General features: G+C 62.8%; 21 protein-coding genes. 10 read left to right on the top strand and 11 right to left on the bottom strand.

Annotated features, from left to right (window positions below; genetic code table 11):
• The 5 genes from K7B09_RS08685 to K7B09_RS08665 form a co-directional block, all read right to left on the bottom strand.
• The coding region (locus tag K7B09_RS08685) for a helix-turn-helix domain-containing protein (protein ID WP_223629067.1) at positions 1 to 103 on the bottom strand (103 nt) is incomplete at its 3' end.
• A gap of 142 nt (positions 104 to 245) precedes the next feature.
• Positions 246 to 1,379, bottom strand: coding sequence for an N-acetylglucosamine-6-phosphate deacetylase (gene nagA, locus K7B09_RS08680; RefSeq protein ID WP_223629060.1), 1,134 nt, complete (start codon positions 1,377 to 1,379; stop codon positions 246 to 248).
• Positions 1,376 to 2,410 (bottom strand): SIS domain-containing protein, encoded by a 1,035-nt coding sequence (locus K7B09_RS08675; protein ID WP_223629059.1) that lies wholly within the window; start codon positions 2,408 to 2,410, stop codon positions 1,376 to 1,378. The genes nagA and K7B09_RS08675 overlap by 4 nt, the downstream gene beginning before the upstream one ends.
• A gap of 28 nt (positions 2,411 to 2,438) precedes the next feature.
• On the bottom strand, positions 2,439 to 3,470 hold the full coding sequence (locus K7B09_RS08670) for a LacI family DNA-binding transcriptional regulator (protein WP_223629058.1): 1,032 nt from the start codon (positions 3,468 to 3,470) through the stop codon (positions 2,439 to 2,441).
• A 9-nt stretch (positions 3,471 to 3,479) separates the two neighbouring features.
• Entirely contained in the window at positions 3,480 to 4,751 is a 1,272-nt protein-coding gene (locus K7B09_RS08665; RefSeq protein ID WP_223629057.1) for a sugar MFS transporter, read from the bottom strand.
• 310 nt (positions 4,752 to 5,061) lie between these two features.
• Between K7B09_RS08665 and K7B09_RS08660 the strand changes: the two genes are divergently transcribed.
• The 3 genes from K7B09_RS08660 to K7B09_RS08650 all read left to right on the top strand — a co-directional run bounded on the left by K7B09_RS08660 (position 5,062) and on the right by K7B09_RS08650 (position 11,408).
• Positions 5,062 to 6,159 (top strand): glucokinase, encoded by a 1,098-nt coding sequence (locus K7B09_RS08660; protein ID WP_223629056.1) that lies wholly within the window; start codon positions 5,062 to 5,064, stop codon positions 6,157 to 6,159.
• Between the two features lie 63 nt (positions 6,160 to 6,222).
• Positions 6,223 to 8,991 carry a TonB-dependent receptor gene (locus K7B09_RS08655; protein ID WP_223629055.1) on the top strand — a complete coding sequence of 923 codons (2,769 nt, stop codon included), beginning with the start codon at positions 6,223 to 6,225 and terminating at the stop codon, positions 8,989 to 8,991.
• 101 nt (positions 8,992 to 9,092) lie between these two features.
• Positions 9,093 to 11,408: a beta-N-acetylhexosaminidase gene (locus tag K7B09_RS08650; RefSeq protein ID WP_223629054.1), complete on the top strand. Its 2,316-nt coding sequence runs from the start codon at positions 9,093 to 9,095 to the stop codon at positions 11,406 to 11,408.
• 95 nt (positions 11,409 to 11,503) lie between these two features.
• On the opposite strand, the gene K7B09_RS08645 is transcribed toward K7B09_RS08650, so the two are convergent.
• From K7B09_RS08645 to K7B09_RS08625, 5 genes are all read right to left on the bottom strand, one after another.
• The gene (locus K7B09_RS08645) at positions 11,504 to 13,408 is read right to left on the bottom strand and encodes a M61 family metallopeptidase (RefSeq protein ID WP_223629053.1); all 1,905 of its coding nucleotides are present in this window, start codon (positions 13,406 to 13,408) and stop codon (positions 11,504 to 11,506) included.
• Positions 13,409 to 13,497: 89 nt separating this feature from the next.
• Complete coding sequence (locus K7B09_RS08640) at positions 13,498 to 14,739, bottom strand: TCR/Tet family MFS transporter (RefSeq protein WP_223629066.1); 1,242 nt, start codon at positions 14,737 to 14,739, stop codon at positions 13,498 to 13,500.
• Positions 14,740 to 14,856: 117 nt separating this feature from the next.
• Positions 14,857 to 15,444 carry a DUF2239 family protein gene (locus K7B09_RS08635; RefSeq protein WP_223629052.1) on the bottom strand — a complete coding sequence of 196 codons (588 nt, stop codon included), beginning with the start codon at positions 15,442 to 15,444 and terminating at the stop codon, positions 14,857 to 14,859.
• A gap of 60 nt (positions 15,445 to 15,504) precedes the next feature.
• Positions 15,505 to 16,101, bottom strand: a complete 597-nt coding sequence (folE, locus tag K7B09_RS08630) for a GTP cyclohydrolase I FolE (RefSeq protein WP_223629051.1) — start codon at positions 16,099 to 16,101, stop codon at positions 15,505 to 15,507.
• 52 nt (positions 16,102 to 16,153) lie between these two features.
• On the bottom strand, positions 16,154 to 16,369 hold the full coding sequence (locus K7B09_RS08625) for a hypothetical protein (RefSeq protein WP_223629050.1): 216 nt from the start codon (positions 16,367 to 16,369) through the stop codon (positions 16,154 to 16,156).
• 176 nt (positions 16,370 to 16,545) lie between these two features.
• On the opposite strand from K7B09_RS08625, the gene scpC reads away from it, so the two are divergent.
• Positions 16,546 to 18,072 carry a succinyl-CoA:acetate CoA-transferase ScpC gene (scpC, locus tag K7B09_RS08620; RefSeq protein WP_223629049.1) on the top strand — a complete coding sequence of 509 codons (1,527 nt, stop codon included), beginning with the start codon at positions 16,546 to 16,548 and terminating at the stop codon, positions 18,070 to 18,072.
• Between the two features lies 1 nt (position 18,073).
• Here scpC and K7B09_RS08615 read toward each other — a convergent pair whose 3' ends face one another.
• Entirely contained in the window at positions 18,074 to 19,699 is a 1,626-nt protein-coding gene (locus K7B09_RS08615) for an acyl-CoA dehydrogenase family protein (protein WP_223629048.1), read from the bottom strand.
• A 145-nt stretch (positions 19,700 to 19,844) separates the two neighbouring features.
• On the opposite strand from K7B09_RS08615, the gene K7B09_RS08610 reads away from it, so the two are divergent.
• From K7B09_RS08610 to K7B09_RS08585, 6 genes are all read left to right on the top strand, one after another.
• Complete coding sequence (locus tag K7B09_RS08610) at positions 19,845 to 21,734, top strand: chloride channel protein (RefSeq protein ID WP_425507851.1); 1,890 nt, start codon at positions 19,845 to 19,847, stop codon at positions 21,732 to 21,734.
• A gap of 182 nt (positions 21,735 to 21,916) precedes the next feature.
• The gene (locus K7B09_RS08605) at positions 21,917 to 22,723 is read left to right on the top strand and encodes an ATP-binding cassette domain-containing protein (RefSeq protein ID WP_223629047.1); all 807 of its coding nucleotides are present in this window, start codon (positions 21,917 to 21,919) and stop codon (positions 22,721 to 22,723) included.
• Positions 22,723 to 23,472 (top strand): MlaE family lipid ABC transporter permease subunit, encoded by a 750-nt coding sequence (locus tag K7B09_RS08600; protein ID WP_223629046.1) that lies wholly within the window; start codon positions 22,723 to 22,725, stop codon positions 23,470 to 23,472. Before K7B09_RS08605 ends, K7B09_RS08600 begins: the two co-directional genes overlap by 1 nt.
• A gap of 10 nt (positions 23,473 to 23,482) precedes the next feature.
• The gene (gene mlaD / locus K7B09_RS08595) at positions 23,483 to 23,995 is read left to right on the top strand and encodes an outer membrane lipid asymmetry maintenance protein MlaD (RefSeq protein WP_223629045.1); all 513 of its coding nucleotides are present in this window, start codon (positions 23,483 to 23,485) and stop codon (positions 23,993 to 23,995) included.
• A complete protein-coding gene (locus tag K7B09_RS08590; RefSeq protein ID WP_223629044.1) occupies positions 23,992 to 24,636 on the top strand; it encodes an MlaC/ttg2D family ABC transporter substrate-binding protein in 645 nt (214 codons plus the stop codon). Before mlaD ends, K7B09_RS08590 begins: the two co-directional genes overlap by 4 nt.
• Before the next feature lie 50 nt (positions 24,637 to 24,686).
• Positions 24,687 to 25,739 (top strand): MlaA family lipoprotein, encoded by a 1,053-nt coding sequence (locus K7B09_RS08585; protein ID WP_223629043.1) that lies wholly within the window; start codon positions 24,687 to 24,689, stop codon positions 25,737 to 25,739.
• The last annotated feature ends 10 nt before the right edge of the window (positions 25,740 to 25,749 follow it).

The raw sequence follows: 25,749 nt of genomic DNA, 5'->3' as shown, positions 1-25,749 counted from the left end.
GTGCACGCTCCAGCATCAGGGCAATGGATCTGATGCTGAAACAGGCTTCGTGCAGGGCGTGGATGCGATATCGTTCGTGCAGGTTCAGGCGGCTTGCGGCCATGGGCAACTCCACTTGGCGGTGAGGTTGCTCAGGCTAAACCGCCTGAACCCCTTTACCACCGCTGGTGTTGCGTTACGGAGTTGAACTCGCCCGGTATCTGCCCCTAGAGGACACGGCCTGCCCCAGCGTTGCAACATAGGGCTTACTCGGTGCCACCAATCCAGCTATGCCGCACGTGGAGGTTGGCATCTAGCACCACAAAGTCTGCGCGGTAGCCTGTGGCAATGCGGCCAAGGCGGTGGCCTAGGCCCAGAAATTCGGCTGGGTATTGCGCGGCCATGCGGCAGGCTTCGTCCAGGGGCAGTCCCAGCAGGTGCACGCTATTGCGTACCGCACTGGCCATGTCCAGTGCGCTGCCCGCCAGCGAGCCGGCGGCATTGCGCACCACGCCATCCACTGCGGTAATGGTTTCGCCATAGAGATTAAAACTGGCGTCGTTGCCGCCGACCATCGGCATCGCATCGGTCACCAGCAGCACTTTGCCGCGCGGCTTGGCCGCAATTGCCACGCGCAGGCTGGCCGGGTGCACATGCACGCCATCCACAATCACGCCCACCCAGCTGTTGGCATCCTCCAGTGCTGCGCCCACTACGCCGGGTTCGCGGCCTTGCAGCGGGGTCATCGCGTTGAACAAATGGGTGAAGCCGGTGATGCCGGCCTCCAGCCCGGCGCGGGTTTGCGCGTAATCGGCGGCGGTGTGGCCGGCGCACACAATCGCACCACGTTCCACCATCGCAGTCACGCTGTGTGTGGGCACACATTCGGGGGCCAAGGTGATGACGGTGACGCCATTATCCAGCGCGGTGGCCAGCGCGATGTCATCGGCATCCGGCACCCGGAACTTGCTTGCATTGTGGGTGCCTTTGCGCGCAGCGGCCAGATACGGGCCTTCCAGATGGATGCCCAAAATACCCGGCACGCCTTGCGCGATGGCGTCGTGGGTGGCGTCAATTGCACGCCGCATGACGTCGATATCGTCACTGATCAAGGTCGGCAACATGCCGGTGGTGCCATATTTGCGATGCCCGCGTGCAATCGTGGCCAGTGCTTCGACGCTGGTGGCGTTGTTGAACAACACGCCGCCACCGCCATTGACCTGCATGTCGATAAACCCGGGCACCAAGCTGCCGCCCTGCAGGTCGATATGCTCGCCAATGGCAGGTGGCGGGCCATGCAGTACGGCAACGATATGGCCGTCTTCCACCACCACACAAACACCGGTTTCAAAGCCGCGTTCGGTGAGGATATGGCCGTTGTGGAAGACCTGCGTGGTCATACGGTTTCGGTCACTTTGTTCAAATGCGGCGGGACATCCGGGTCAAAGCCGCGCGCCAGTGACAGTGCGTTGGCGACCGCATAGAACGCTTGTACGGTGAGGATGGGCGTGAGCGCGGGATGCGGGGACACCGGCAGCGGCAGGATACCCGGGCCAGCTTCGCCGCTACTGGCGAGCCACACCGGCGCACCGCGCTTGCGAAATTCTGCCGCCACGGCGGCGGTGCTATCGCCGGTATCATCGTCCTGGGCGAACGCCAGCACCGGGAAATCCGGGCCCACGATGGCCATCGGCCCGTGCTTCACTTCGGCCGACGAAAACGCTTCGGCATGCAGGCCGCAGGTTTCCTTGAATTTCAGTGCCGCTTCCTGTGCGGCTGCCAGCCCCAGGCCGCGCCCCAGCACAAACATCTGCCGTGCCAAGCGCAAACCGGAGACCAGTTCCGACCAATCTTGCGCCCACGCGGCGCGCATCGCGTCGGGCAGGGCATCGACCGCAGCCAGCAGTTTGGCATCGCCACTCCAGCGTGCGGTCAATTGCAGCAATGCGGCCAGCGAGCACAGGTAACTCTTGGTCGCCGCCACGCTGTTTTCGGGGCCGGCATACAGCGGCAGCACGGTGTCGGCGAGTTGCGCCAGCGGCGAATCCACCACGTTCACCAACGCCACCACAGTGGCACCACCGGCCTTGGCGATTTCCGCATTGCGCAGCAAGTCCGGGCTTTTGCCCGATTGCGAGATGGCGACAAACAGTGCGCCCTGCATGTGCGGCTGCACCGCATACACCGAGCCCACCGACGGCGAGGCCGACGCCGTTACCAGGCCGAGTGCGGTTTCAAACAGATATTTGCCATAGGTGGCGGCGTGGTCGGAACTGCCGCGTGCGCAGGTGACGATGAAGCGCGGCGGCTGCGCGCGCAGGCGTTCCACCAAGGCGTCGATGGTGGCCGCATTGGCGGCAAATTGACGGGCAACGGCGGTGGCCGCTTCGGCGGCCTCGGTGTACATCCAGGTACTGTCGGGGGCGGGCATGGGGGTGTGCTTGATGGGGGGTAAGAGGTCAGGAATTGGGACGCGGCGGCGCGGTGGAACCGCGCACCACCAGTTCCGGGTTGATCCCGGTATTGGCTTGCACGGTCAGTGCTTGCTCGCGGATATCGGCCAGCAGGCGGCGTGCAGCCAGCCGGCCGATGTCTTCGGTGGCCTGCTTGGCGGTGGTCAGGGCAGGCCAGCTCTGTTTGGAGAACGGGCTGTCTTCGAAGCCGGCAATCGACAGGTCATACGGCACATTGAGCCCGCCGGCGCGTGCCGCCGCCAATACCCCGGCGGCGATTTCGTCATTGCTGCCAAAGATCGCCGTGGGCCGCTGCGCCAGCGCCAATAATTTGCGCGCACCCCGGAAGCCGTCGTCGAACGAATAATCGCCCTCCACCACCAGTGCGTCATCCAAAGCGATGCCGTAATCGGTCAGCGCATCGGCATACCCGTTGTAGCGCTCCCACGATGAGCCATGGGATTTTCCACCCCACAAAAACCCGATGCGCTGATGGCCCAATTGAATCAAGTGCTCGGTGATGGCGTAGGCGGCGTCGCGGTCATCCACATAGATGCAAGCGCTGCCGTCTTGCGGGTCCTTGGCGGCAGAGACAATCCGCACCAGGCGAATGCCATGCGCCGCCAGGATCTCCACCAGCGCCTGGTTTTCCGACATCGGCGGGGCCAGCACGATGCCAGCCAGCCGCGCATTGGCCACCAGTTGCACAATCTCGTTGGCCAGCGTGGGTGAGGTGGCATCGCACGGGTGGATCTGCAGGCCGTAGCCGGTTTCGCGGCAGACCGAGAGCACGCCGTTTTGCATCGCAATCACGTAATACGGATTGGGGTTGTCGTACAGCAAACCGATGGCATAGGACTGCGCGCTGCGCAGACTGCGTGCCGATGGATCGGGTTGGTAGGCCAGCTCGGCGATCGCCTTGCGCACCCGTTCGCGGGTGCGCGCGTGCACGCCGGTTTCGTCGTTGATCACCCGCGACACGGTCTTCAGCGAGACCTGTGCGCGCGCGGCAACATCCTTGATGGTGGATTTACGCACGATGATTCCTTAGCGCCGGCCCACGTTATGGCCACGTGTGCCGAAATACAGAATGTAGAGGTAGCACGGCACCATCAGCAGCGCGAACACCAGCTGGAAGTGCAGGGTTTCTTTCAGGTGCACGAACAATTGCGGGATCACCGCGCCGCCGGAAATACCCATGATCAACAAGGCCGAACCGCGCTCGGTAAAGCGCCCCAGTCCTTGAATGGCCAGCGGGAAAATCGCCGGCCACATCATCGCATTGGCAAACCCCAGTGCCGCCACGCAGGCCACCGAGGCCATGCCGGCGGTGGCATACGCCGCAATCGTCAACGCCACGCCCAGCAGCGAGGACAACGCCAGATAGCGCGACTGCGAAACGAAGCGTGGAATCACCAGCAAGCCCACCACGTAGCCCAGCAGCATGCCGAACAACGTGAATGAGGTGAAGAATTTGGTTTGATCAGGCAACAGGCCAAAGCCGGCGCCATAGGTGCCGATGGCATCACCGGCCATCACTTCCGCGCCCACATACATGAAGATGCACAGCGCACCCAGCCACACATGCGGGTACTGGAAGATGCTGGATTTTCTGGAGGTGCTTTCGGTTTCCGAATTCACATCTTCCGCGCGCAGCTCCGGCAATGGCGAGAAAAAAATCCCCACCGCAAGCAGCGCCAACAGACCCGCCAATGCCATGTACGGGTCATGCACGCGCGCGGCAAATTCGTTGAGCAACTGTTCTTTGCCGGCAGCATCGGCACCGGCCACTTGCGCGGTGAGATCGCCCATGCCGTGCATCACCAGGGTGCCGATGACGAACGGCGCCGCCATGCCCGCCAACTTGTTGCAGATCCCCATCACCGCAATGCGCTGCGCGGCACCTTCAAGCGGGCCCAAAATACTGATGTAGGGGTTGGATGCGGTCTGCAAAATCGCAAGCCCGGCACCGATGATGAAGACGCCCGTCACCGCACCGGCATACACGCGACCGGTGGTGTATTGGCCAAACACGAAGGCACCTACCGCCATCACAAACAGGCCCAGCGCCATGCCCTGCTTCATGCCGGTCTTGCGCAAGATGGCCGATGACGGCAGCGCGAGGAAAAAGTACGACAAGTAGAACGCGCTGGGGATCAAGAAGGCCAGCGTGTCATTGACGTTGAACGCCAGCTTGGCGAACGCAATCAGCGGCCCGTTGAGCCAGGTGACAAAGCCGAAGATAAAAAACAGCGCGCCAACAATGGCAATTGCACCGTAGTTGGTTCGCACGGGAACCGCAGTGGACACAGTGGGCATGATGACGGGCGCTCCGAGGGCAATGCGGACGATAGCAGTGGACAAGGGTTGTCCTATCCGACAATGAATTGACGCGCGAGACAAGTCAAGCACCAGGATTGTGCGGTATGCGTTTCCCGGATCGACATCCATAGAGGCCACGGAAAGCCTCTCGCACACACACGCCAAGCAGTCATATCACCTTGTTCTTAAATGTGAATGGGGGATATTTTCCTGAATACGGCGGTTTTGTGAAAATCTCATGGCGCCCTGTTGACAACGTTGTCTAATTGCATGCAGAGTCGACACCCAGCACGAGGGGAAGACGGGCATGGGTGAGGCAGCAGGCATTGCAGGGGACAGGATGATGGCGACGATGGCGTGCGCCACGCGGGCCGTTGCACCCGCACAGCCGTGCTTTATTGCCGCCGATGTGGGCGGCACCAATGCGCGGGTCTCGCTGGTGCGCACCGATGCCAATGGCGCACTACAGGTCTTGTCCTGGCAGCGCTATCCCTGCGCGGATTACCCCAGCTTGGCGGCAATCCTGGCCGAGTTCGTGGAAGGCCATCCGGCGCGTGAAGGCATCGACTGCATGGTGATTGCCAGCGCCGGGGTGGTGCTGGATGACGAGGTCATCAACTCCAATCTGCCGTGGCGGATCAAGCTGGCCGAGCTGCGCGACAGCCTGCATCTGCGCGAACTGCACGTGGTCAATGATTTCGCTGCCGCCGCGCATGGTGTGGGCCGCTTGGGCGCAGCAGACACTCGCCTGCTCACACCGGGCGTGATCGCTGCCACCACCATCGGCCCGGCACTGGTGGTGGGTGCGGGCACCGGCCTGGGTGCGGCGGTGTGCATCCCCACCGGGCACGGCGTGGTGGTGCTGCCCACCGAAGCCGGCATGGCGGCCTTCGCGCCGGGCAATGCTCGCGAGATGGAAATCCTGGCGTGGTTGCGCAAGCAGGGCCATCGCCATGTCTGCACCGAACAGCTGTTGTCCGGGCCGGGGCTGGTGAATCTGTATCGCGGGTTGGCCGAGCTGCACGGCACGCTGGCAACCCTGCAAACACCGGCGCAGATCGTGCAGGCCGCACAGCAAGACGAAGCCCTCGCACTGGAAGCCGTGTTGCTGTTCTGCGGCGTGCTGGGCAGCGTGATTGGGGATCTTGCCATGATCACCAGCGCCCACAGCGTGTATGTGGCTGGCGGGGTGGTGCCGCAACTCATCGACTTTCTGCCGCGCAGTGAATTTCACGCCCGGCTGGTGGACAAGGGCGCCATGCGCGCCGTGCAAGAGCGCATTCCGGTGCGCTTGGTAGAAAACGAAAAGCTCGGCGTACTCGGTGCGGCGAGCTGGTACCTGCAACACCTGCACGCACGCGATCACCGAGAACAGGCCACACCAAGACCGGCCACCACCAACTGACCCAATGCACCAGGCCCGAAGGAGAGCGGGATCTGGTGCCACCACTGCCCTGGAGAGACAACCATGCAAGTCCGCAAGAACGTATTGACGTTGAGTATCGTGGCCGCACTGAGCGTGTCCGGTATCGCCGCAGCACAAGACAAGCCGGCCGATCAGAAAGCCAAAGACCTCGATGCGGTGGTGGTCACCGGCATCCGTGGCGCGATGGAAAAATCACTCGATGTGAAGCGTGAAGCAAAGGCGCATGTCGAAGTGGTGAGTGCCGAAGACATCGGCAAAATGCCTGACAAGAATGTGGCCGACTCCCTGCAACGTCTTCCCGGTGTGACGATCAGCTCGGCAGGTGCCAGCGAAGGCGGTTTCGACGAGAACGACCGGGTGTCGATGCGCGGCACCAACCCCAGCCTGACGCTGACCCAGATCAATGGACACTCGGTGGCATCGGGTGACTGGTTCGTACTCAATCAAAGCGATAACGCCGGTCGCAGCGTGAGCTACACCCTGCTGCCTTCCACCTTGGTCAATCAAGTGATTGTGCACAAAACCTATCAAGCCAAATTGCAGGAAGGTGGCGTGACCGGAACGGTGGATATCAAAACCCGGCAACCGGTGGAATTTGCCAAACAGTTCACCGGCAATGTGTCGATTGGTGGCGTGTATTCCGACCTGCCCGGCAAGACCGACTCACAATTCAGCGCACTGCTGAACTATCGCAATGCCGCCTCCACCGCTGGCATCTTGCTGCAGGTGTTCGACGAAAACCGCAGCCTGCGCCGTGACGGCGTGGAAGTATTGGGCTATGACCAAATTTCAAACAAAGCGGGCGACCCCACCAAGCCGGTTGCTGACGCCCACCCCGACCTCAATGGCGTGTGGTATCCACGCATGATTGGCGCGGCGCTGTTCGAACAAAAGCGCGAGCGCCGTGGTGGTTTGCTGGAGGTGCAATTCAAGCCCACCGACAACTTCAGCATTGACCTGTCCGGCTTTGTCTCCAAACTCAACGCCTCCAACTACAATCGCAATTATCTGCTGTACAACCCGCGCACCATCGGTGCGGGCATTTCACCGGCAGCCGGCTATGTGGTGCGCAACAACACCTTGGTAAGCGCCACCATTCCGGGTGCAGCAGGTACCCAATACGGGCTGTACGACATGATTGCGCGCCCGGATGAAAAGGCCAGCACCACCTACCTGGCGCTGGATGCCGATTGGAAGGCCAGCGATGCGTTGAGCCTCAACTTCAAACTGGGCACCTCCACCGGCCATGGCGAAACACCCACGCAGGATGTGGCGGAGTGGCGCGTGGGTGGCACCGGCGCATCGTGGGGATTGAACGGCATCAAGAATGCCGCCTCGTTCTCGCTCAATGAATCCACCGCTGCACCGCAGCCCAATCTGGCGCTGGACTGGATTTTCGGCCTGCAAAATCTCGACATCGTGGACAAGGACAAGTGGGGCCAGATCGATGCCGAATATTTCGTCGACAAGGGTGCGCTGAGTTCACTCGAATTTGGTGTGCGTTTCACCAATCACGATCGGTCCTCGGAAAACGTGATTGCACAGGGACCGGCGTGCATCGACAGCAGCGGCAATGTGGTCGGGTTCGACTGGTCACAGACTAACTGGTGTCCGGTGGGTACGCGCTCGCCGGCGGATCGGGCCAACTTCCCATCGACGTTCCAGAACTACCCGGGCGGCTTCGGCAGCGGCTTTGGCGGCAGCTTCCCAAGCAATGTCTGGTACTACTCCGCCAGCGATATGCACGCCTACAACCAGTTGACCACACGCGACCCCGTAGGCCGTCGCTATCCAGTGTATGAATTTGGCTTGAAGGAAAAGACCAAGGCCGCCTACCTCCAATTCAATCTGGAAGGTGATCGCTGGAACGGCAATATCGGCGTGCGCCTGGTCAAGACCAGCCAGGACGTGCTGCAATACTTGGCCGGCGGCAGCGCCTCGACCACCGGTTCCATCAATACCGCGTGGGGCTACTTCACCCCGCAGCTGGTCAGCAACAACTACACCGACGTACTGCCCACGTTGAACTTCAAGTTTGACCTCAGCGACACGTTGGTGGCGCGTGTGGCCGCGACCAAGACGATTGCACGCCCGGATTACTCGGCGCTTGCCGGTGGCCTGAGCTTGTCCCCCCCAGCCAGTCCGAATGACGTCGGCGGCGGCTCCTCCAGCAACCCCAACCTGCGTCCGATCCGCTCCACCAATTTCGATGCTGCGCTGGAGTGGTACTACGCACCACGTGCCCTGCTTTCGGCAAGCGTGTACTACATGGATTTGAGCAGTTACATCGGGCAAGGCCAGAGCACGCAGCAATTTCTGACCTTCGATCAAGCCCATCCGAATGGCTATATGGGCAACTACCTTGTCACCTCGCCGATCAACACCAAGGGCTCGGTGAAGGGCTTGGAATTGGCGGTGGAGCAGCCGCTTGGTGAAAATTTCGGCATCAATGCCAACGTGTCGTTTACCGATGCCGCAGAAAGCAATGGCAAGCCCTTGGTGGGCGCATCACGCAATGTATTCAACCTGGTGGGCTACTACGAGAACAGCCATTTGAATGCACGCATCGCCTACAACTATCGTTCGCATTTCTTCAACGGGCTGGATCGGCGCTCGGCGTTCAATCAAGACAACACGCAATCGGTATCCGCATCGGTGGGCTGGACCTTCAATGACAACTTCAGCGTGTCGCTGGACGGCATGAACCTGACCAATGAAAAGCTGCGCTACTACGCCGACAACAAGGATCAGCCGCGTGGCATCTACCAGAACGGCCGCCAGTACTACCTGAACTTCCGCTTCAAGTTCTGATCGCTTTCCCTGTTCCATTGGCGTAACCCTCCCTTCGGGGCCCGCAACCCGGGCCCCTTTTTTTGCCCGCTACACTCGCTGTATCCCGCAAGGAGTCCACCATGACCACCCGCACCGCTTGCTTGAACTCCGCGCTTGCACTGGCCCTGTTGGCCGCCGCGCCAACACGTGCCGCCGATGCCGGCAGCGTGATTCCCAAGCTGATCCCGCAGCCCGCGCAGATCGTGCAACTGCAAGGCAGTTTTGTGGTGACCGCACAAACCGCTGTGCGCACCGGCGATAGCGAAGTGGAGCGTGCAGTAGGCGCTCAATTCCAAGCGATGCTGGGCGATGGCTGGCCATTGCCGCTGGATTTGAGCCAGGACGGCAGCGGCCAAGGCAAGATTGCATTTGCCCTCGATCACAGCCACACGTGGGGATCACCCGATGCCTACATGCTGGATGTGGATGCAGCTGGCGTGCGCGTGCGGGCAGGGTCTGACAAGGGCTTGTACTACGGCGCGGTGACGCTGGCGCAATTGCTCAGCTCGGGCGATCCGGCGGCAACTTCAGTGCGCCTGCCGGCTTTGCATATCGACGACGCACCGCGCTTTGCTTGGCGCGGCGTGATGTTGGACTCGGCGCGGCATTTCCAGAGTGTCGATGAGATCAAGCAATTGCTCGATGCAATGGCGCAATTGAAACTCGACACCTTTCATTGGCACCTCACCGACGACCAGGGCTGGCGTTTGCCAGTACCGGGCTGGCCGAAGCTGACCTCGGTCGGTAGCTGCCGCATGCCTGCCGGCGATGGCGGCGTGGATGCCGTCACCGGCGCACCGGTGCCGTATTGCGGCTTCTATACCGAAGCACAAATCCGCGACGTGGTGGCCTATGCCGCGTCTCGCCATATCGATGTGGTGCCGGAAGTGGATATCCCCGGCCATGCCACCGCGGCCATTTCCGCCTATCCACAGTTGGGCGTCTCCGGCACGCCGATCGCGGTCTCCAACGAATGGGGCGTCAACAAAAACCTGTTCAATGCCGATGCGAGCACGATGCAGTTTTTGGACGACGTGTTGACCCAGGTGGCCACCCTTTTTCCCGGCAAGTTTGTCCATATCGGTGGCGATGAAGCGGTGAAAGACCAATGGAAGGCTTCACCCAGAATGCAGGCACGCATACGCCAATTAGGTGTGAAAAATGAAGCTGGCTTGCAAGCCTGGATGGTGGCGCGGCTGGAGAAGACACTGGCTGCGCGCGGCAAACGCATGATCGGTTGGGATGAGATTCTGGAAGGCAAATTGCCGGCATCAGCCACGGTGATGAGCTGGCGCGGCACCAAGGGCGCTATCGACGCTGCCGAGCAAGGCCACGACGTGGTGATGACGCCCGCGGACACGTTGTATCTGGACTATCTGCAAACCACATCCAGCGATGAACCGCCGGGCCGCCCCGCCACCATTCCACTGGCGCAGGTGTATGCCTTCGAACCGGTGCCCAAGGCGCTGAACGCAAAGCAGGCCACGCATATCCTGGGCGTACAGGCCAACGTGTGGACCGAGCACATGCGCAGCATGGCGCGCGTGCAGCATGCGTTGTTCCCACGCATCGCCGCCTTGGCGGAAGTGGCGTGGTCCCCCGCACAAGCACGCGACTACGCAAACTTCCTGCAACGCCTGCCGGCCATGTTGCCGCGCTGGCAACACGCGGGCATCGCCTATGCGCAAACGCCATTCCAGGCACAGTCAGAGCTCCAGCCGGGTACGACAGCCAATACCGCGCAGGTCGCGCTGCAATCGCCACTGGGCTACACCCTGCGCTACACCACCGACGGCAGCGCGCCCAGCGCCAGCGCGCCGCAGTACTTCGCCGCGCTGCAACTGCCGCTGCCCACCACACTCAGCGCGCAATTGTTTTTCGACCAGCACGCACTGGCGCCGGCCACCACTCTGCAACTCACCCGCGCATCGCTGTTGACCCGCAGCGATGAAGAGGTGGCGATGTGCACCGGCCAATTGATGCTGCGGCTGGAAGACGACGGCCCGCGCACTGGCCCGCGTGCGGTGTTCAACGTCGATATTTTCAACCCATGCTGGTCATGGCGGCAGGCCACGTTGGCAGGCATCAACACGATTGAAGTGCGCGCCGGACGCATCCCGTATTTCTTCCAACTGGCCGGCGACGAATCACACCGCACCTTCAAGCCCGCAAAAAACAAATACGGTGAGCTGGAACTGCACGCCGGTTGTGACGGCCCGCTGCTGGCCAGCGTGCCACTGCCCGCCCAGCCCGATGCCGATGGCTTTGTCAGCTTGCACGCACCCTTGCACAACCCGCCAGCCCGCACCGACATCTGCGTGTGGTTTACCGGCGATACCCGCCCCGCGATGTGGGTGCTGGATCGGATCACGTTGAAAAGCGACGGAGACGATTAAGCACGCTTGATGCCCTCGGCCTCCTTCAGGGTTCGTTTCGGGTTGCAACAAAGCCCGCTTGCGCGGGCCTTGTTGGGTCTTCGCGGCCGCCGGGCTTATTTCCTGGCGGTCAAAATCGGCGTCAGGTAATCCGGCTTGCCGGGGATGCGCTCCAGGTGCGGGTAACGCAGGCCGCCGCGGTAGTCGAGCTTGACCGTGCGGTAGCGGTCGAACTCCTTCACCAGCAGCACGATCGGCGCCTTGCCCTCGGTGTTCGCCTTCACCGCTTCCTCCAGCACGTCGGTGCTGAAGGCCTGGTCGTTGACCGCGACCACGGTGGCGCCGGTGCCGATACCGGCGTTGAATGCCGGGCTGTCCCAGCGCACGTCGCCGATGCTGCCGTCCTTGCCCAGGCTCAGGCCCAGCGAGTACACGAAGTCCGCGCCGCCCCAGCGCGCGTTGGCCTTGGCGTAGGCGCTCGGGGTGTCCTTGAACACCAGCTTCCAGCCCGCCGCCTCGATGCCGCCGGTCAAGCCCTTCTTGCCGTCCAGGCGCTCGCGCAGGAAGGTCGCCCAGTCGTACGGCATCACGCCGTTGAGCGTGGCCACCACGTCCTCGAAGGTGTAGGTGTTCTGCTGTTCCCACTCGCCGTCGTTGACGCCGAAAAAGGCCTTGGCGAAATCATCCAGCGATTTCTTGCCGCCGGTCCGGGTGCGGATCAGCGCGTCGGCCTCCAGCCAGATCATCTGGCCGCCGGTGTAGTAGTCCTCGCTCATCTGGTAGTTGCGGTACGCGCGCGGCGCCCGGCTGGCGATGATCGGGTCGTTGGTGGTGTCCTGGATGTTGCGCCAGGACAGGCCCGGGCGGTTCTCGGCGTAGGTGGCCGCCAGCAGCGCCAGCGCGTCGATCGACGCCGGCAGCGGGCGCATGCCGCTGCGCGCCGCCAGCACGTTGCCCCAGTACTGGGTCTGGCCTTCGTAGACCCACAGCAGGCTGTCCTGCATGGAGACGTTGAAGTTCGGCGTCCACAGGTCCTTGCCGCGGCGGTACTTGCCGTTCCAGCTGTGGGTGTACTCGTGCGCCAGCAGGTCGGTGAAGCCGGTCTTCTCGTTCCAGCCGGTGAAGTAGTCGGTGCCGACGCCGTTCTCGCTGGAACGCTGGTGCTCCAGGCCGTTGCCGCCCATCTGCTCGGACAGCGAGAACAGGAATTGGTAGTGGTTGTAATGCTGCGCGCCGTACAACTTCAGCGCTTGTTCGACCATCGCCTTGTGCTGTTCGATCTGCTTGGGCTTGGTTTCCAGATATTTGGCGGCATCCGCCACCACGCCCAACTTCACCGGCACCGTGCTGCCGACCGGGGTCAGGTCGATGTTCTTTGTGTAGCGGCCGGCGTACACCGGCGAGTCCACCAAAATATCGAACGGCACCGCCTTGTAGTTCACGGTATCGCCGCTACGGCCGGCTTCATCCAGCGCGGTGAACGCGGTCCAACCCGCCGGATAGGTGACGTGCGGATCCATCATGATCTGATGCATGTAATGCCCGGCCGGGTACAGCACCGTGGACAGGAACTGCACATTCAGCATGTTCGGCGTCATCACCACCCGCCCCTGCGCACCGCTGGTGGGCGTCAGGAAATCGAACTCGGCGGTGATCTCGGTGGCCCCCGCCGGCACGTTGATATGGAAAGCGGCCACGTCCAGTGTGTCGCGCTTCCAGTCCAGTGTCTGGCCATTGGCCTTGAAAGTGATGCCGGCGATCTTGTCGAGCGCATTGCGCGGCGTGTGCCCACCCGGCACCCACATGGGGTACAGCAGGGTCAGCGGGCCGGCCTGCGCGGGGATGGTTTCCTTGACCCGGATGATGCGCTGGCTCAGGTTGCTGGCATCCACTTCCAATTTGATGGTGCCGGGATAGGCCACATCCTGCGGCGCGGGGATATTCGGTGAGCCGCTTTGGGCATATGCGCCCCCAGCCAACAATACAGACGACAGGGCAAGGGCCAGCAAACGGTGCTTCATCGACAACTCCAGAACGCAGGGTGGGCTTGCATCGTACCGACCCGCCCGCCCGCGCCCACCTGCCGAAAGCCATGCCCACTCCTTGCAAATCAGGCCGTCGGTTCCACTTTCGCAGTCTCTGCACGCGGTTGCGGGGTAGCCGACAAATGCGCCGGATCGGTAAACCGCCAAGCCACGAACACCGCGACTGCCAGCAGGGCCGAGGCGATCAGGAAGGCGATTCCGGGTAAATGCACAGGCGTATGCGGGCCGATGAAAAAGCCGAACGCAGCGGTATAGACCAGCGGCGCAACAACGCCGGCCAGCGACACCAACCCGCTCATCGCGCCCTGGATGCGGCCCTGCGCATTGGCCGGGACTTGCCGGGTAATCAACGCCTGCGTGGCCGGCCCGGCGATGGCCCAGAGCGCGCTGATCGGCATCCCGATCAAAAACAGCCAGCCCACCGGAGCCAGGCCATACACCAGAAAGCCGGCGACCCCGCAGCACAAGCCCAATAGCAAGGCGCGGCGCTCGCCCAAGACCTTGACCACCCGCCCAATCAGCCCGACATTGACGATGACACTGAGCACGCCGACCAAGGCCAGCACATAGCCGGCCTGTTTTTCCTTCCAGCCATAGGCGGCATCGGCAAACAGCACGAAGGTACTGGGATAGACGTAATGGGCGAAATTGGCAATGAACACTACCGCCACCAGCCCCCAGATGCGCGGGTTTTCGCGCAGCAATTGCACGCCGCCCAGCGGCTTGGCGTGCTTCCAATCAAACCTGGCGCAGCGTTTTTCCGGCGGCAGCGATTCGGGCAGCACAAACAGGCCGTAGCAGAAATTCAGCAACGACAAACACGCCGCAAACCAGAACGGCAGGCGATGGTTGATATCGCCCAGCACGCCGCCAATCAACGGGCCCACGATAAAGCCCAGCCCGAACGCCGCGCCGATCATGCCGAAACTTTTGGCGCGCTGCTCGGGTGCACTGACATCGGCGATATACGCATTGGCGGTGGTGAAACTGGCGGCGGTGACGGCACTGATCAAGCGCCCCACAAATAGCCATGCCAGTGAAGGTGCCAGTGCCATGAACACGAAATCGGCACCCAAACCCAAGCACGACAACAAGATCACCGGCCGCCGCCCGAACCGGTCAGACAGCGCGCCTTGAATGGGCGCACTGAAAAACTGCACCAACGCAAAGGTGAAGCTGAACAACCCGGTCCAATACGCGGCGGTGGACAGATCGCCACCCACGAATTGCTGCACCAGATGCGGCAGTACCGGGATGATCACGCCAAATGCCAGCACGTCGATCAACACGGTGATGAAGATGAACATCAGCGCGGCTTTGCGCGCGCCGAGGTGGGGGATGGCGTTCAATTGGGGGTCCGATGCATGGGGCGATGTGTTGGCGATGACTAAGCGATTGCCCGGCGATTTCCGGTGTCATCACACCTACCCAGCAAACGCATCCACCGAAAGTAAGCTGACGTGATCGCGCACATCATCCGGCCACGACTGGATGAGCACCTCAAAGCGGTGGTTATCGCCGGCGAACAAGGCGCGGGCAGCGTCTTCGAAACCGGCTTCATTGCCGGCCATCACCTGCATGAAGCGGTAGGCAGCTTCTTGCGAGGCGCGGCGCTGATCCTCTGCGGACAACACCTTGCGCGCCGCTTCCACCAGTTTGCGCAGAGCCACCGACGCACCACCCGGTTGTGCGGCCAGCCAATCCCAATGGCGCGGCAACAAGGTCACTTCGCGCGCCACCACGCCCAGTTTGGGCCGGCCCGGTTTGCGCGGCGACGCGGGGGGTTCGGCCTGGCGCAGCAACGGCTGTGCGACCAACCGCAACAGATCGGCGGCGGGCAGTTCCAATGGCAGATCCAGTTGCCCGCCGCTGGCATCTTCAAAAATCAGCACCGGTCGTTGCGGGTGCAGGTCGAATGCCTGCTTGGCCTTCAAGGCCACATGCCGCAGCTCGCCGGTGGCGATGCGGTTGGGGCCGGAAAATGCGGTACAGCGCAGGGATGGGTTGAGCACGGGGCAGACTCCTGAATTCGGAGTCTATTATTACCCGGATAAATCAGAGCTGCAACCCCATCAACGCCCACCGGGCATTTCGATCAGCTTCAAGAACTCGCTGCGGGTGCGCGCATCCTCGCGGAAGCTGCCCAGCATCTTGCTGGTCACCATACTCACCCCACGCTTGTGCACGCCACGGGTGGTCATGCATTCGTGCGCACCCACCACCACCACGCCCACCCCGCGTGGTTGCAGCGCACGCTGGATGCAGTCGGCAATTTGTGCGGTCATTTTTTCCTGCACCTGAAAACGCTTGGCATAGGCCTCGACCACCCGCGCCAGCTTGCTGATGCCCACCACCTTGCCGGCCGGCAGATAGCCCACATGCACCTTGCCGATGATCGGTGCCATGTGGTGCTCGCAATGGCTCTCGTACTCGATATCGCGCAGCACCACCATTTCGTCGTAGCCGCCCACCTCCTCGAAGGTGCGCGCCATGTAGGCATCGGCATCCAGCGTATAGCCGCCAAACCATTCTTCGTAGGCCCGGGCCACCCGTCGTGGCGTGTCCAGCAGCCCCTCGCGGGTGGGATCATCGCCGGCCCATTGCAGCAGCGTGCGCACCGCGGCTTCGGCCTGTTGGCGGCTGATGTTGTTGCGGATGTCGTCGGTCATGGCTGTGCAAATGGCGCGGCGGGGCGTGCATGGTAGCGCGCCGGCATGCCGATCAGGCAGTCAACGGTCTTGCCCCGCCCAGCAGACGCGCCGGCAGCATCAGCAGCGCACGCAGAAATGCGAACAGCGCCGAAAACGTGATGCCCACCAGCCGAAACGGCAATGCCAGCAACCAAACGAAGGGCCACAGCACCAGTGCAAGCAACGCCAGCGGCCAGCACAGCACCCATAGCAGGCACCACAGCAGCAGGATGGTCAGGAACTTCATCGTGGTCCTTGGTTTTTATGGAACGCTGCACATGCAGCGCTTTGCACGATGCAAGCGTGCACCCGGCACGGCAAGTGTTTTGCGACGAAATAGGGATAGATGCGATGAAATGGCAGGCCCGCATCCCCGGGTAGCCGCGCAATAATGGCGCTGGTTTTCTTGTTGGATGCAGCACCATGCCCGACTCCCGCATTCACCATGCCACGCTGCGTCAGCGCGTGGTGGATGCCGCACACGCGGCCGCCTTGATCCAGCCGGGGGAAACCGTGGCGATGAGCGGCTTTACCGGCTCCGGCTATCCCAAAGCCGTGCCGCAGGCGCTGGCCGCGCACATCGCGCAGACGCATGCACGCGGCGAGGCCTTTCGCATCCAGTTGCTCACTGGCGCGTCCACCGCGCCGGAATTGGACGGCGCGCTGGCGCAGGTGGATGGCTTGGCGATGCGCATGCCATTCCAGAGCGACCCCAACGCACGCAAACAGATCAATGCCGGCAAGCTGGATTATCTGGACATCCATTTGTCGCATGTGGCGCAGCATGTGTGGTTTGGCTTCTACAACGAGATCGATACCGCCGTGGTCGAGGTCTCTGCAATCCTTGAAGACGGCGCGCTGGTGCCCACCACCTCGGTGGGCAACAACAAGACATGGCTGGACTTGGCCAAGAAAGTCATCATCGAAGTGAACCAATGGCAGCCGGTCGAAATGCTGGGCATGCACGATATTTACTACGGCACCGCACTGCCACCGCATCGCCTGCCGATCCCGATGGCGCATGGCGATGACCGCATCGGCCAGACCACCTTGCGCTGCGACCCCGACAAAATTGCCGCGGTGGTACTCACCGATGCCCCCGACCGCAACAGCCCGTTCAACCCGGTGGATGCCGACAGTGCGCGCATCGCCGGACACTTGATTGATTTCCTCAAACACGAAGTGGCACGCGGCCGCTTGCCAGCCAATTTGCTGCCCTTGCAATCGGGTGTGGGCAATATCCCCAATGCAGTGCTGGCGGGCTTGGCCAGCAGCGGATTTCACGGCCTGGAGGCATACACCGAAGTGATCCAGGACGGCATGCTGGAGCTGCTCAAATCCGGCGTGCTGCGCTATGCCTCGTGTACCGGATTTGCATTCAGCCCCGAGGCGAACGAAGAGTTCCGCCGCAATCTGGCGTTTTATCGTTCACGCATAATCTTGCGCTCGCAGGAAATTTCCAACCATCCGGAACTGGTGCGCCGCCTCGGCTGCATCGGCATGAACGGGATGCTCGAAGCCGACCTGTACGGCAACATCAATTCCACCCATGTGATGGGCAGCTCGATCATGAACGGCATCGGCGGCTCCGGTGATTTCGCCCGCAATGGCTTCTTGTCGGTATTCCTCAGCACGTCCACCGCCAAACACGGCAGCATTTCGTCGATCGTGCCGATGGTCAGCCACGTGGACCACACCGAGCACGACGTGGCGGTAATCGTCACCGAACAAGGCTTGGCCGACCTGCGCGGGCTGTCACCGAAGCAACGTGCGCGTGCCGTGATCAGCCATTGCGCACACCCGGATTACCGCGATGGACTGCAAGATTATTTTGACCGCGCTTGCCGCGACAGCTACGCCAAACACACCCCGCACCTGCTGCCGGAAGCGCTGTCCTGGCACCAACGCTGGTTGCAGACCGGGACGATGCAGCCCAGCGCAAATCGGTGACTCAGGCACCGCCCCGCGCCAGCGCCGCATCCATGCTGGCCTTGGATGCCAGCGTGCCAAAGCTGGCCGAATGCGCTGCTGCCAAACGGCTGACGCACCAGTGGGTGGCCAGCGGATTGTTTGCACGCAGCAGGGTTGCGCCTTGCAGCAGCAATGCCAGGCGTTCGACGAGGCGGCGTGCATCGGCTGGATCCACCGGTTCGGCCAGCATCGCCATACCGGTTGCGAAGGCGGCATCGAAATACGCATCAACGCCTTTCGCCTGTTCCAACTCGCTACGCAGTGCGTGCAGGGTTTCTGGCTCGCGTGACAACGCACGCAGCACATCGAGGCATTGGATATTGCTGCAACCTTCCCAGATCGCATTGAGCGGCGATTGCCGAAACAGCCTGGGCATTTGCGATTCTTCGATATAGCCGATCCCGCCGCAACATTCCTGCGCTTCAGCGGCGACCGTGGATGCGCGTTTGCACACCCAGAATTTGCCGATGGCAGTGGCCACCCGCGCCAGTGCGGCGGCATGCGGGTCGTGCGCGGCGCGATCCACCGCACCGGCCACACGCAATGCCAAGGCGGTGGCAGCTTCGGATTCCAGCACCAGATCTGCCACTACATTGCGCATCAATGGTTGTTCGATCAGGCGTTTGCCAAACGCGCTGCGGTGGCCAATATGGTGCAGCACGCGACGCACGGCCATGCGCATCAAGCCCGCCGAACCCAGCATGCAATCGAGACGGGTGAACATCACCATTTGCAGAATGGTGGCGACACCGCGGCCTTCGTCACCGATGCGGAAGGCCCATGCGTTTTCGAATTCGACCTCACTCGAGGCGTTCGACCAATCCCCTTGCTTGTCTTTCAATCGCAAGATGCGAAGCGCATTGGCATGGCCGTCGGGTCGCCAGCGCGGCAGCAAGAAACAGGTCACGCCCGCAGGTGCCTGCGCCAACACCAGAAACCCATCGGACATCGGCGCCGAGAAAAACCATTTATGCCCGATCAGCGTGTATTCGCCATCCGCCACCAATGGCGTGGCGCGCGTGCTGTTGCTGCGCACGTCGCTGCCGCCCTGTTTTTCGGTCATGCCCATGCCGAGGGTGATGCCTTGCTTGTGCGTGATCGACACGCAGCGGGCGTCGTAGTACGGCGCGGCGGCTTTGTCCGCCCATTCACGCAGCGCAGGCACTTGCTGCAACACCGGCACCGCCGCGTGGGTCATGGTCAGCGGGCAACTACTGCCGGGTTCGGCTTGATAGTGCAAAAAGCTGAGCGCCGCACGCGCAACGTGCGCACCGGGGCCAGGCTGCGTCCACGACAATCCTGCGACACCGTGCTGGATCGCGGCGCCCATGACCTTGTGATAGGCCGGATGAAATTCGACCCGGTCCTGCCTGCGTCCATAGGCGTCATAGGCGAGCAGTCGCGGACGATCGCGGTGGGCATCGTCAGCCAGGTACAACAAACGGCCACCGGCGAGTGCGCCATACTCGGCAAGGCGGATGGAAAACGCTTCGCCACCTTCGCGGCAGACGGCTTCGCGCAGCGCGGCATCGTCGTCCCAGAGATTATGCGTGCCGAACGGCGGTGGCTGGTTGTCAACAATGTGGGTGGCGAAAGCCGTGTGCATACAGTGGTGCTCCGATGCATGACGCATGACTGCCGCAGAATACGCCCGCAATGCGGTCAACTGCGCACGTGAAGCGTGCATCTTCACCTGATTTTGGCAGTCCGGGGTGTAGCCTCGGCGCCCGTTGTTTTGCCCGCATTTCCCTATGACATCACCCCCCCCTGAGCACCCCGAACACGCGCGGCTGCGTGAGGAATCGTCCAATCAAGCGCTGCCGCTGGCCCCCGGGCTGGGGGTGAGTCTGGAAGCCGCACGCATGCCGCGCCGGGCCAGCTTGATCGAGCCGCGCGTGCTGTGGATCTGCGCTTTGGCCATCGTGCTTGGCGGCGGCGCAGCGTTGATTGCGCGGGTATTGGTGGCGCTGATTGCACTGGTGACCAACCTCGCGTTTCTCGGGCGGTGGTCGCTGCAGGCGGTGTCACCAGCCGACCACAACTTGGGCGCTTGGGTGATCGTGGTGCCGGTACTGGGCGGTGTGATCGTGGGGCTGATGGCGCGCTGGGGGTCGCGTGCGATTCGTGGCCACGGCATCCCCGAGGCGATGGAACAGGTGCTGCTCAATGAATCCAGGATTCCGCCGCGGATCACCTTCCTCAAACCGATCTCGTCGGCGGTCGCCATCGGCACTGGCGGGCCATTTGGTGCCGAAGGCCCGATCATCGCGACTGGTGGTGCACTCGGCTCGTTCATCGGCCAAGTGCTGCATGTGACAGGCCATGAACGCAAAGTACTGCTGGCCGCCGGTGCCGCCGGTGGCATGACTGCGATCTTTGGTTCGCCGCTGGCCGCCGTGGTGTTGGCGGTGGAGTTGTTGTTGTTCGAATTGCGCGCACGCTCGCTGGTGCCGGTAGCGCTGGCCACGGTGGCAGCCGCCGGTGTGCGCTATGCCACGGTGGGCAGTGCACCGGTGTTTGCGATGCCGGCGGTGGCCGAACCGGGCTTGGCGGCACTGGCGATGTATGTGCTGTTGGGCGCGGCGATTGGGCTGGTCAGCGTGGGCGTCACGCGCGTGCTGTACGCCATCGAAGACGGCTTTGAACGCTTGCCGATCCACTGGATGTGGTGGCCGGCGATCGGCGGCATTGCAGTGGGCGTGGTGGGCTACTTTGCGCCGCGCACGCTGGGGGTGGGCTACAGCAATATCGAAGACATCGTGGCCGGGCACTTGGCGGCGGGCGCGTTGGCGTTCCTGTGCGTGATGAAGTTCATTTCGTGGTCGATCGCGCTGGGCAGCGGCACCTCCGGCGGCACCTTGGCACCGCTGTTCACCATCGGTGGCGCGCTGGGTGCATTGGCTGGCGTTGCGATGGTGGCGCTGGCACCGCAGTTGGGCATTGACCCACGGATTGCCGGTCTGGTGGGTATGGCCGCGATCTTTGCCGGGGCTTCACGTGCGCTGTTGACCTCGGTGGTATTCGCGTTTGAAACCACCCAGCAGGCGCATGGTTTGTTGCCGCTGTTGGGCGGTTGCACCGCCGCGTATCTGATCTCGGCATTGCTGATGCGCAATACCATCATGACCGAGAAGATTGCACGGCGCGGCGTGCGTGTGCCCAGTGACTATGCCGCCGATTTCCTTGAACAAGTCGCGGTGGGCGATGCCTGTACACGCAACGTCATCTCGCTGCGCACCGCCGATGCGTTGGGTGATGTGCGCGCACTGCTCCACTCGGGCCGCGCCGAGTACCAACACCAAGGGTTTCCGGTCATCGACGATGCCGGCCGTGTGCGCGGTGTGATTACCCGGCGCGATTTGCTGTCGTCCGGGCATCCCAACATGCGCCGCATTGGCGAAATGCTGACGCGCGCACCGGTGGTGGTACATGCGCAACATTCGCTGCGCGAGGCGGCCGACCACATGGTGGCCGAAAACATCGGACGTGTAGTCGTGGTCGACGCTCAAGCGCCGCACGGCTTGCTCGGCATCCTGACCCGTGGCGACCTGTTGGCCGCGCATAGCCGTCGCTTGAAGGAAGCACACGAGTCCGGCCGCCACATCCGCATACGCGAGCGTTTGAAACGCCGTTGGCGTTGATGGTGTCGCTGCACGCAACACGCAGCGTTCCACGCGGAAGATGTTTGCCGATGCACATTGCAGAGCGAATGCGCGATAATTCCTGCACTCGTTAGTTCAATTGCTTGCCCCTTGTTCAGCCAGCGCCAAGCAAGCTATACAGCCCTGCATCCACGCGCGCCACTTCTCACGTTAGTCATCGCATGTCTGTTTCTCCCGCCACCGCCGTGCGTTTGTCATCGGTCCGCCTTGATCGCGGTGGACGCGCCATCCTGCGTGGGCTGGACTTGGACATTCCACAAGGCAGCATGACCGCCGTGCTGGGGCCATCTGGCACCGGCAAATCCACCCTGCTGGCGGCGATCACCGGTGAACTGGTGCCGACGGAAGGCCGTATCGAGGTCTTCGGGGAAGAAGTGCCGCGAACCCCGGGTGGGCTGCTGGAGATGCGCAAGCGGCTGGGCGTACTGCTGCAAGGCAACGGCCTGCTGACCGACCTGACCGTGACCGAAAACGTGGCGCTGCCATTGCATGCGCATACACGCCGGACGGACGTGGAGATTGCACGCATCGTGGCGGCCAAACTCGATGCGGTAGGCTTGCGCGCCGCCGCCAACTTGTATCCACGTGAACTGTCCGGCGGCATGGCCCGCCGCGCCGCACTGGCGCGGGCGCTGGCACTGGATCCGCCGCTGCTGCTGTGCGACGAACCACTGACCGGACTGGATCCCATCGCCAGCAGCGTGATCATGCAACTGCTGCGCCGACTCAACCAAACGCTGGGGCTGACCTGCATCGTGATCAGCCACCACGTCCATGAAACCCTGCCGGTCTGCGATCAAGCGGTGGTGATTGCGAACGGCGGCATCGCGTTTGCCGGCACGCCACAAGCATTGCAGGCCAGCGATGATCCGCTGCTGCGTCAGTTCCTCAATGGCGATGCCGAGGGCCCCCTCAGTTTCGAGGGCGCAGGCTTCGCAGCTGCGCCGATGGCGCGGGATGCCGCCTGATGGCTTTCGCTGCTTCCATGCGTTCGTTGGGGCGCGCCGGCCTGTTTGCGCTGTCAGTGTTGCGCGCGTCCAAACCCACTGCGGATTTGTTCGCCGAACTGGTGAAGGAAATCTACAAGGTGGGCGCGCGCTCGCTGCCAATCATCGTGGTGGGCGGCGCCTTCGTCGGGCTGGTGCTGACCTTGCAGGGCTACCGCACGCTGGCCACGTTTGGTGCCGCCGATGCGCTGTCCACGCTGCTCGGGCTGTCGCTGTATCGCGAACTGGGTCCGGTGCTGACCGCGCTGCTGTTCATCGGCCGCGCCGGCAGTTCGATCGCCGCCGAACTTGGCCTGATGCGTGCCACCGACCAGATCAAGGCGCTGGAGCTGATGGCCATCGACCCGCTGGCAAAGGCAGTCGCACCGCGCTTTTGGGCGGCAATTTTGTGCGTACCCCTGCTGACCGGCTTCTTCTGTTCACTGGCGATCGCAGCCAGCTGGTTTGAAGCGGTGCGCATACTGGGCCTCGACAACGGCACGTTCTGGTCGGCGCTGCAACACAGCGTGGACGCGTGGGATGACTTCGGCGTGGCGTTGCTGAAGTCGGCGGTATTCGGTGGCACCTCGGCACTGGTGGCCGCGTATGCAGGCTTCCACGCCGAACCCACCATCGAGGGCACCTCGGTGGCCACCACCCGCGCGGTGGTGAACGCCTCGCTGCTGGTGCTGATGCTCAACTTCGTGATGTCGGCCCTGTTGTTCAATTAAGGAATTTCCCATGGCAATCCGTGGCCCCAGGCTTGAATTCGCGGTCGGCGCCTTCCTTCTGCTGGCGCTGGCCTCTCTGTTGGTGTTGGCGTTCGCCTCCACCAATCGCCAGTTTGGTGGTGGCGGCGACAGCTATCCGCTGACTGCGCGCTTCTCCACCCTGGGCCAGCTGCGCCTGCAGGCACCGGTGCGGATCGGCGGCGTGGCGGTGGGCCGGGTGGCGAAGATCGACCTTGACCCCAAGCGCTTCGACGCGGTGGTGACGCTGGACATCGACCAGCGCTACCCGCTGCCCGCCGACACCTCCGCCGGCATCTTCACCAGCGGTCTGCTGGGCGAAAGCTACGTTGGCCTGCAGCCGGGCGGCGACCCCGAAAATCTCAAGCCCGGCGAAGAAATCGCCTACACCCAACCCGCTGTCGATCTGATCCAGATGGTCGGCAAATACATGTTCGGCGGCGCAGGCGGCACATCGGCGCCGGCATCGAAAACCGAACCGTCCCCCACGGAAACCAAGCCATGAAATCGTTGCTCCTGTCCGTTTCACTCGCCCTGTCTACGCCGCTGCTGGCCGTTGCACCACTGGCCACGCAGGCCCAACAGGCCACCGCCACCCCGGGCCAGCAAGTGGTCACCACCGGCAGCCGCGTGCTGACGACCTTGCAACAGCGCCGTGCCGAGTTCAGCAAGAATCCGGCCGCACTGCGTAGCTTCATCGATGGCGAACTGCGTGGCAGTTTCGACAGCCTGTATGCGGCGCGCTTGGTACTCGGCACCCACGGCCGCGGTGCCAGCGAGGCCGACGTCAAGCTGTTCGCCGATGCGATGGTGGACAACCTGATGCAGCGCTACGGTGCCGCCCTGCTGAACTTCGAAGGCAAACCGCGGCTGCGCCTGAAGTCGGAAAGCCCGCTGCCCGGTAATCGGGGCATCAAGGTATCCACCGAGCTGCTGCGCGACAATGGTGCGCCGGTACCGGTGGATTACCTCGTGCGCAACAACGGCGGCTGGAAAATATTCGACGTGATGATCGAGGGTGTGTCCTATGTGCAAACCTTCCGCAGCCAGTTCGATTCACCGCTGACGCAAAAATCCATCGCGCAAGTCGCCGCCGATTTGCGCAGCGGCAGCCTCAAAGCCGCGGCTGGCAATGGCGGCCACTGATCGATACCTCTGCACGTGCATCCGGATTTGATTCGGTTCGAAGGAATCCCATGACTCGCCTGCTGATCAGCGCCACGCTGGGCATCCTGCTCATCACTACCGGCTGCGCCAGCCAGCTGCCGTTGGCGCGCACATCGCCTGCTGCGACCGACGTCGCGCCGCCCACATCCGATGCTGCCCCGGCAGGTATGGCTGCGCCCGCAGCAAATGCAGCCATCGGCAATGCCGCTGCACCGCCCACCGGGGCAACAGCCGATGCCGCAGCGGCAATGGCAGATGCAACACCCAACGCTGCCCATGCAATCGCCGCCAGAGTTGCGTCCAGTGCCGAGGCCACCAGCGCCGACGACGATTTTGCCGCCATCTACGGCACCCGCGCCGCCAACGGTGCGGGCAGCAGTGACAGCCTCGATCAGCTGGATCCGTGGGAGCCAATGAACCGCCGCGTGCATGCATTCAACACCGCCATCGACCACGGCATCATGCATCCACTCGCAGTGGCCTACACCAAGATCACCCCCGCCCCGCTGCGCAAGGGCATCAGCAATGTGTTCGACAACCTCGCCGCACCGCTGGCGTTTGGCAACCTGCTGCTGCAGGGCCGTCCGCGTGCATCGGTGGAGACGCTGGGACGGTTCCTGGTGAATACCGTGATCGGCATCGGCGGCATTTTTGATCCTGCCACCAAAGCACTGAAGATGCATCGCCACAGCGCCGACTTCGGCCGCACCCTGGCGCGTTGGGGCTGGCACGAATCGCGCTATCTGGAACTGCCCTTGCTTGGCCCGCGCACCGTGCGTGACGCCGTGGGCGCGGCCGGTGATATCACGATGGCGCCGTTGACCTATGTCGAACACGACAGCTCACGGCTCTCGCTGGAAGCGCTGTGGCTGGTGGATACCCGCGCCGGCCTGCTGCCGCTGGATGAACTGCGCGAAGCCGCGCCTGACGAGTACGTCCTCACCCGTGATGCGTGGCTGGCGCGGCGCCGCTATCTGATCAACTCCGATCGCAGCCAGAATGACGAAGGCAACGAATCACTGCCGGCCTATCTGCTGGAAGACGAACCTGCCAGTTCGCCGGTACCATCCGCATCGCACTGACCACCGTGCG

It is taken from the genome of Thermomonas beijingensis, from assembly GCF_020034655.1.
In the GTDB taxonomy this organism is placed as follows: domain Bacteria; phylum Pseudomonadota; class Gammaproteobacteria; order Xanthomonadales; family Xanthomonadaceae; genus Thermomonas; species Thermomonas beijingensis.
The sequence above is the reverse complement of the archived record's forward strand: the minus strand, read 5'-3'. Positions and strand labels throughout refer to the sequence as shown.

Coding starts and splice junctions, on each gene's coding strand:
- nagA (WP_223629060.1), bottom strand. CDS start 1,379: ATGACCACGCAGGTCTTCCACAACGGCCATATCCTCACCGAACGCGGC.
- K7B09_RS08675 (WP_223629059.1), bottom strand. CDS start 2,410: ATGCCCGCCCCCGACAGTACCTGGATGTACACCGAGGCCGCCGAAGCG.
- K7B09_RS08665 (WP_223629057.1), bottom strand. CDS start 4,751: ATGCCCACTGTGTCCACTGCGGTTCCCGTGCGAACCAACTACGGTGCA.
- K7B09_RS08660 (WP_223629056.1), top strand. CDS start 5,062: ATGGGTGAGGCAGCAGGCATTGCAGGGGACAGGATGATGGCGACGATG.
- K7B09_RS08655 (WP_223629055.1), top strand. CDS start 6,223: ATGCAAGTCCGCAAGAACGTATTGACGTTGAGTATCGTGGCCGCACTG.
- K7B09_RS08650 (WP_223629054.1), top strand. CDS start 9,093: ATGACCACCCGCACCGCTTGCTTGAACTCCGCGCTTGCACTGGCCCTG.
- K7B09_RS08645 (WP_223629053.1), bottom strand. CDS start 13,408: ATGAAGCACCGTTTGCTGGCCCTTGCCCTGTCGTCTGTATTGTTGGCT.
- K7B09_RS08640 (WP_223629066.1), bottom strand. CDS start 14,739: ATGTTCATCTTCATCACCGTGTTGATCGACGTGCTGGCATTTGGCGTG.
- folE (WP_223629051.1), bottom strand. CDS start 16,101: ATGACCGACGACATCCGCAACAACATCAGCCGCCAACAGGCCGAAGCC.
- K7B09_RS08625 (WP_223629050.1), bottom strand. CDS start 16,369: ATGAAGTTCCTGACCATCCTGCTGCTGTGGTGCCTGCTATGGGTGCTG.
- scpC (WP_223629049.1), top strand. CDS start 16,546: ATGCCCGACTCCCGCATTCACCATGCCACGCTGCGTCAGCGCGTGGTG.
- K7B09_RS08615 (WP_223629048.1), bottom strand. CDS start 19,699: ATGCACACGGCTTTCGCCACCCACATTGTTGACAACCAGCCACCGCCG.
- K7B09_RS08610 (WP_425507851.1), top strand. CDS start 19,845: ATGACATCACCCCCCCCTGAGCACCCCGAACACGCGCGGCTGCGTGAG.
- K7B09_RS08605 (WP_223629047.1), top strand. CDS start 21,917: ATGTCTGTTTCTCCCGCCACCGCCGTGCGTTTGTCATCGGTCCGCCTT.
- K7B09_RS08600 (WP_223629046.1), top strand. CDS start 22,723: ATGGCTTTCGCTGCTTCCATGCGTTCGTTGGGGCGCGCCGGCCTGTTT.
- mlaD (WP_223629045.1), top strand. CDS start 23,483: ATGGCAATCCGTGGCCCCAGGCTTGAATTCGCGGTCGGCGCCTTCCTT.
- K7B09_RS08590 (WP_223629044.1), top strand. CDS start 23,992: ATGAAATCGTTGCTCCTGTCCGTTTCACTCGCCCTGTCTACGCCGCTG.
- K7B09_RS08585 (WP_223629043.1), top strand. CDS start 24,687: ATGACTCGCCTGCTGATCAGCGCCACGCTGGGCATCCTGCTCATCACT.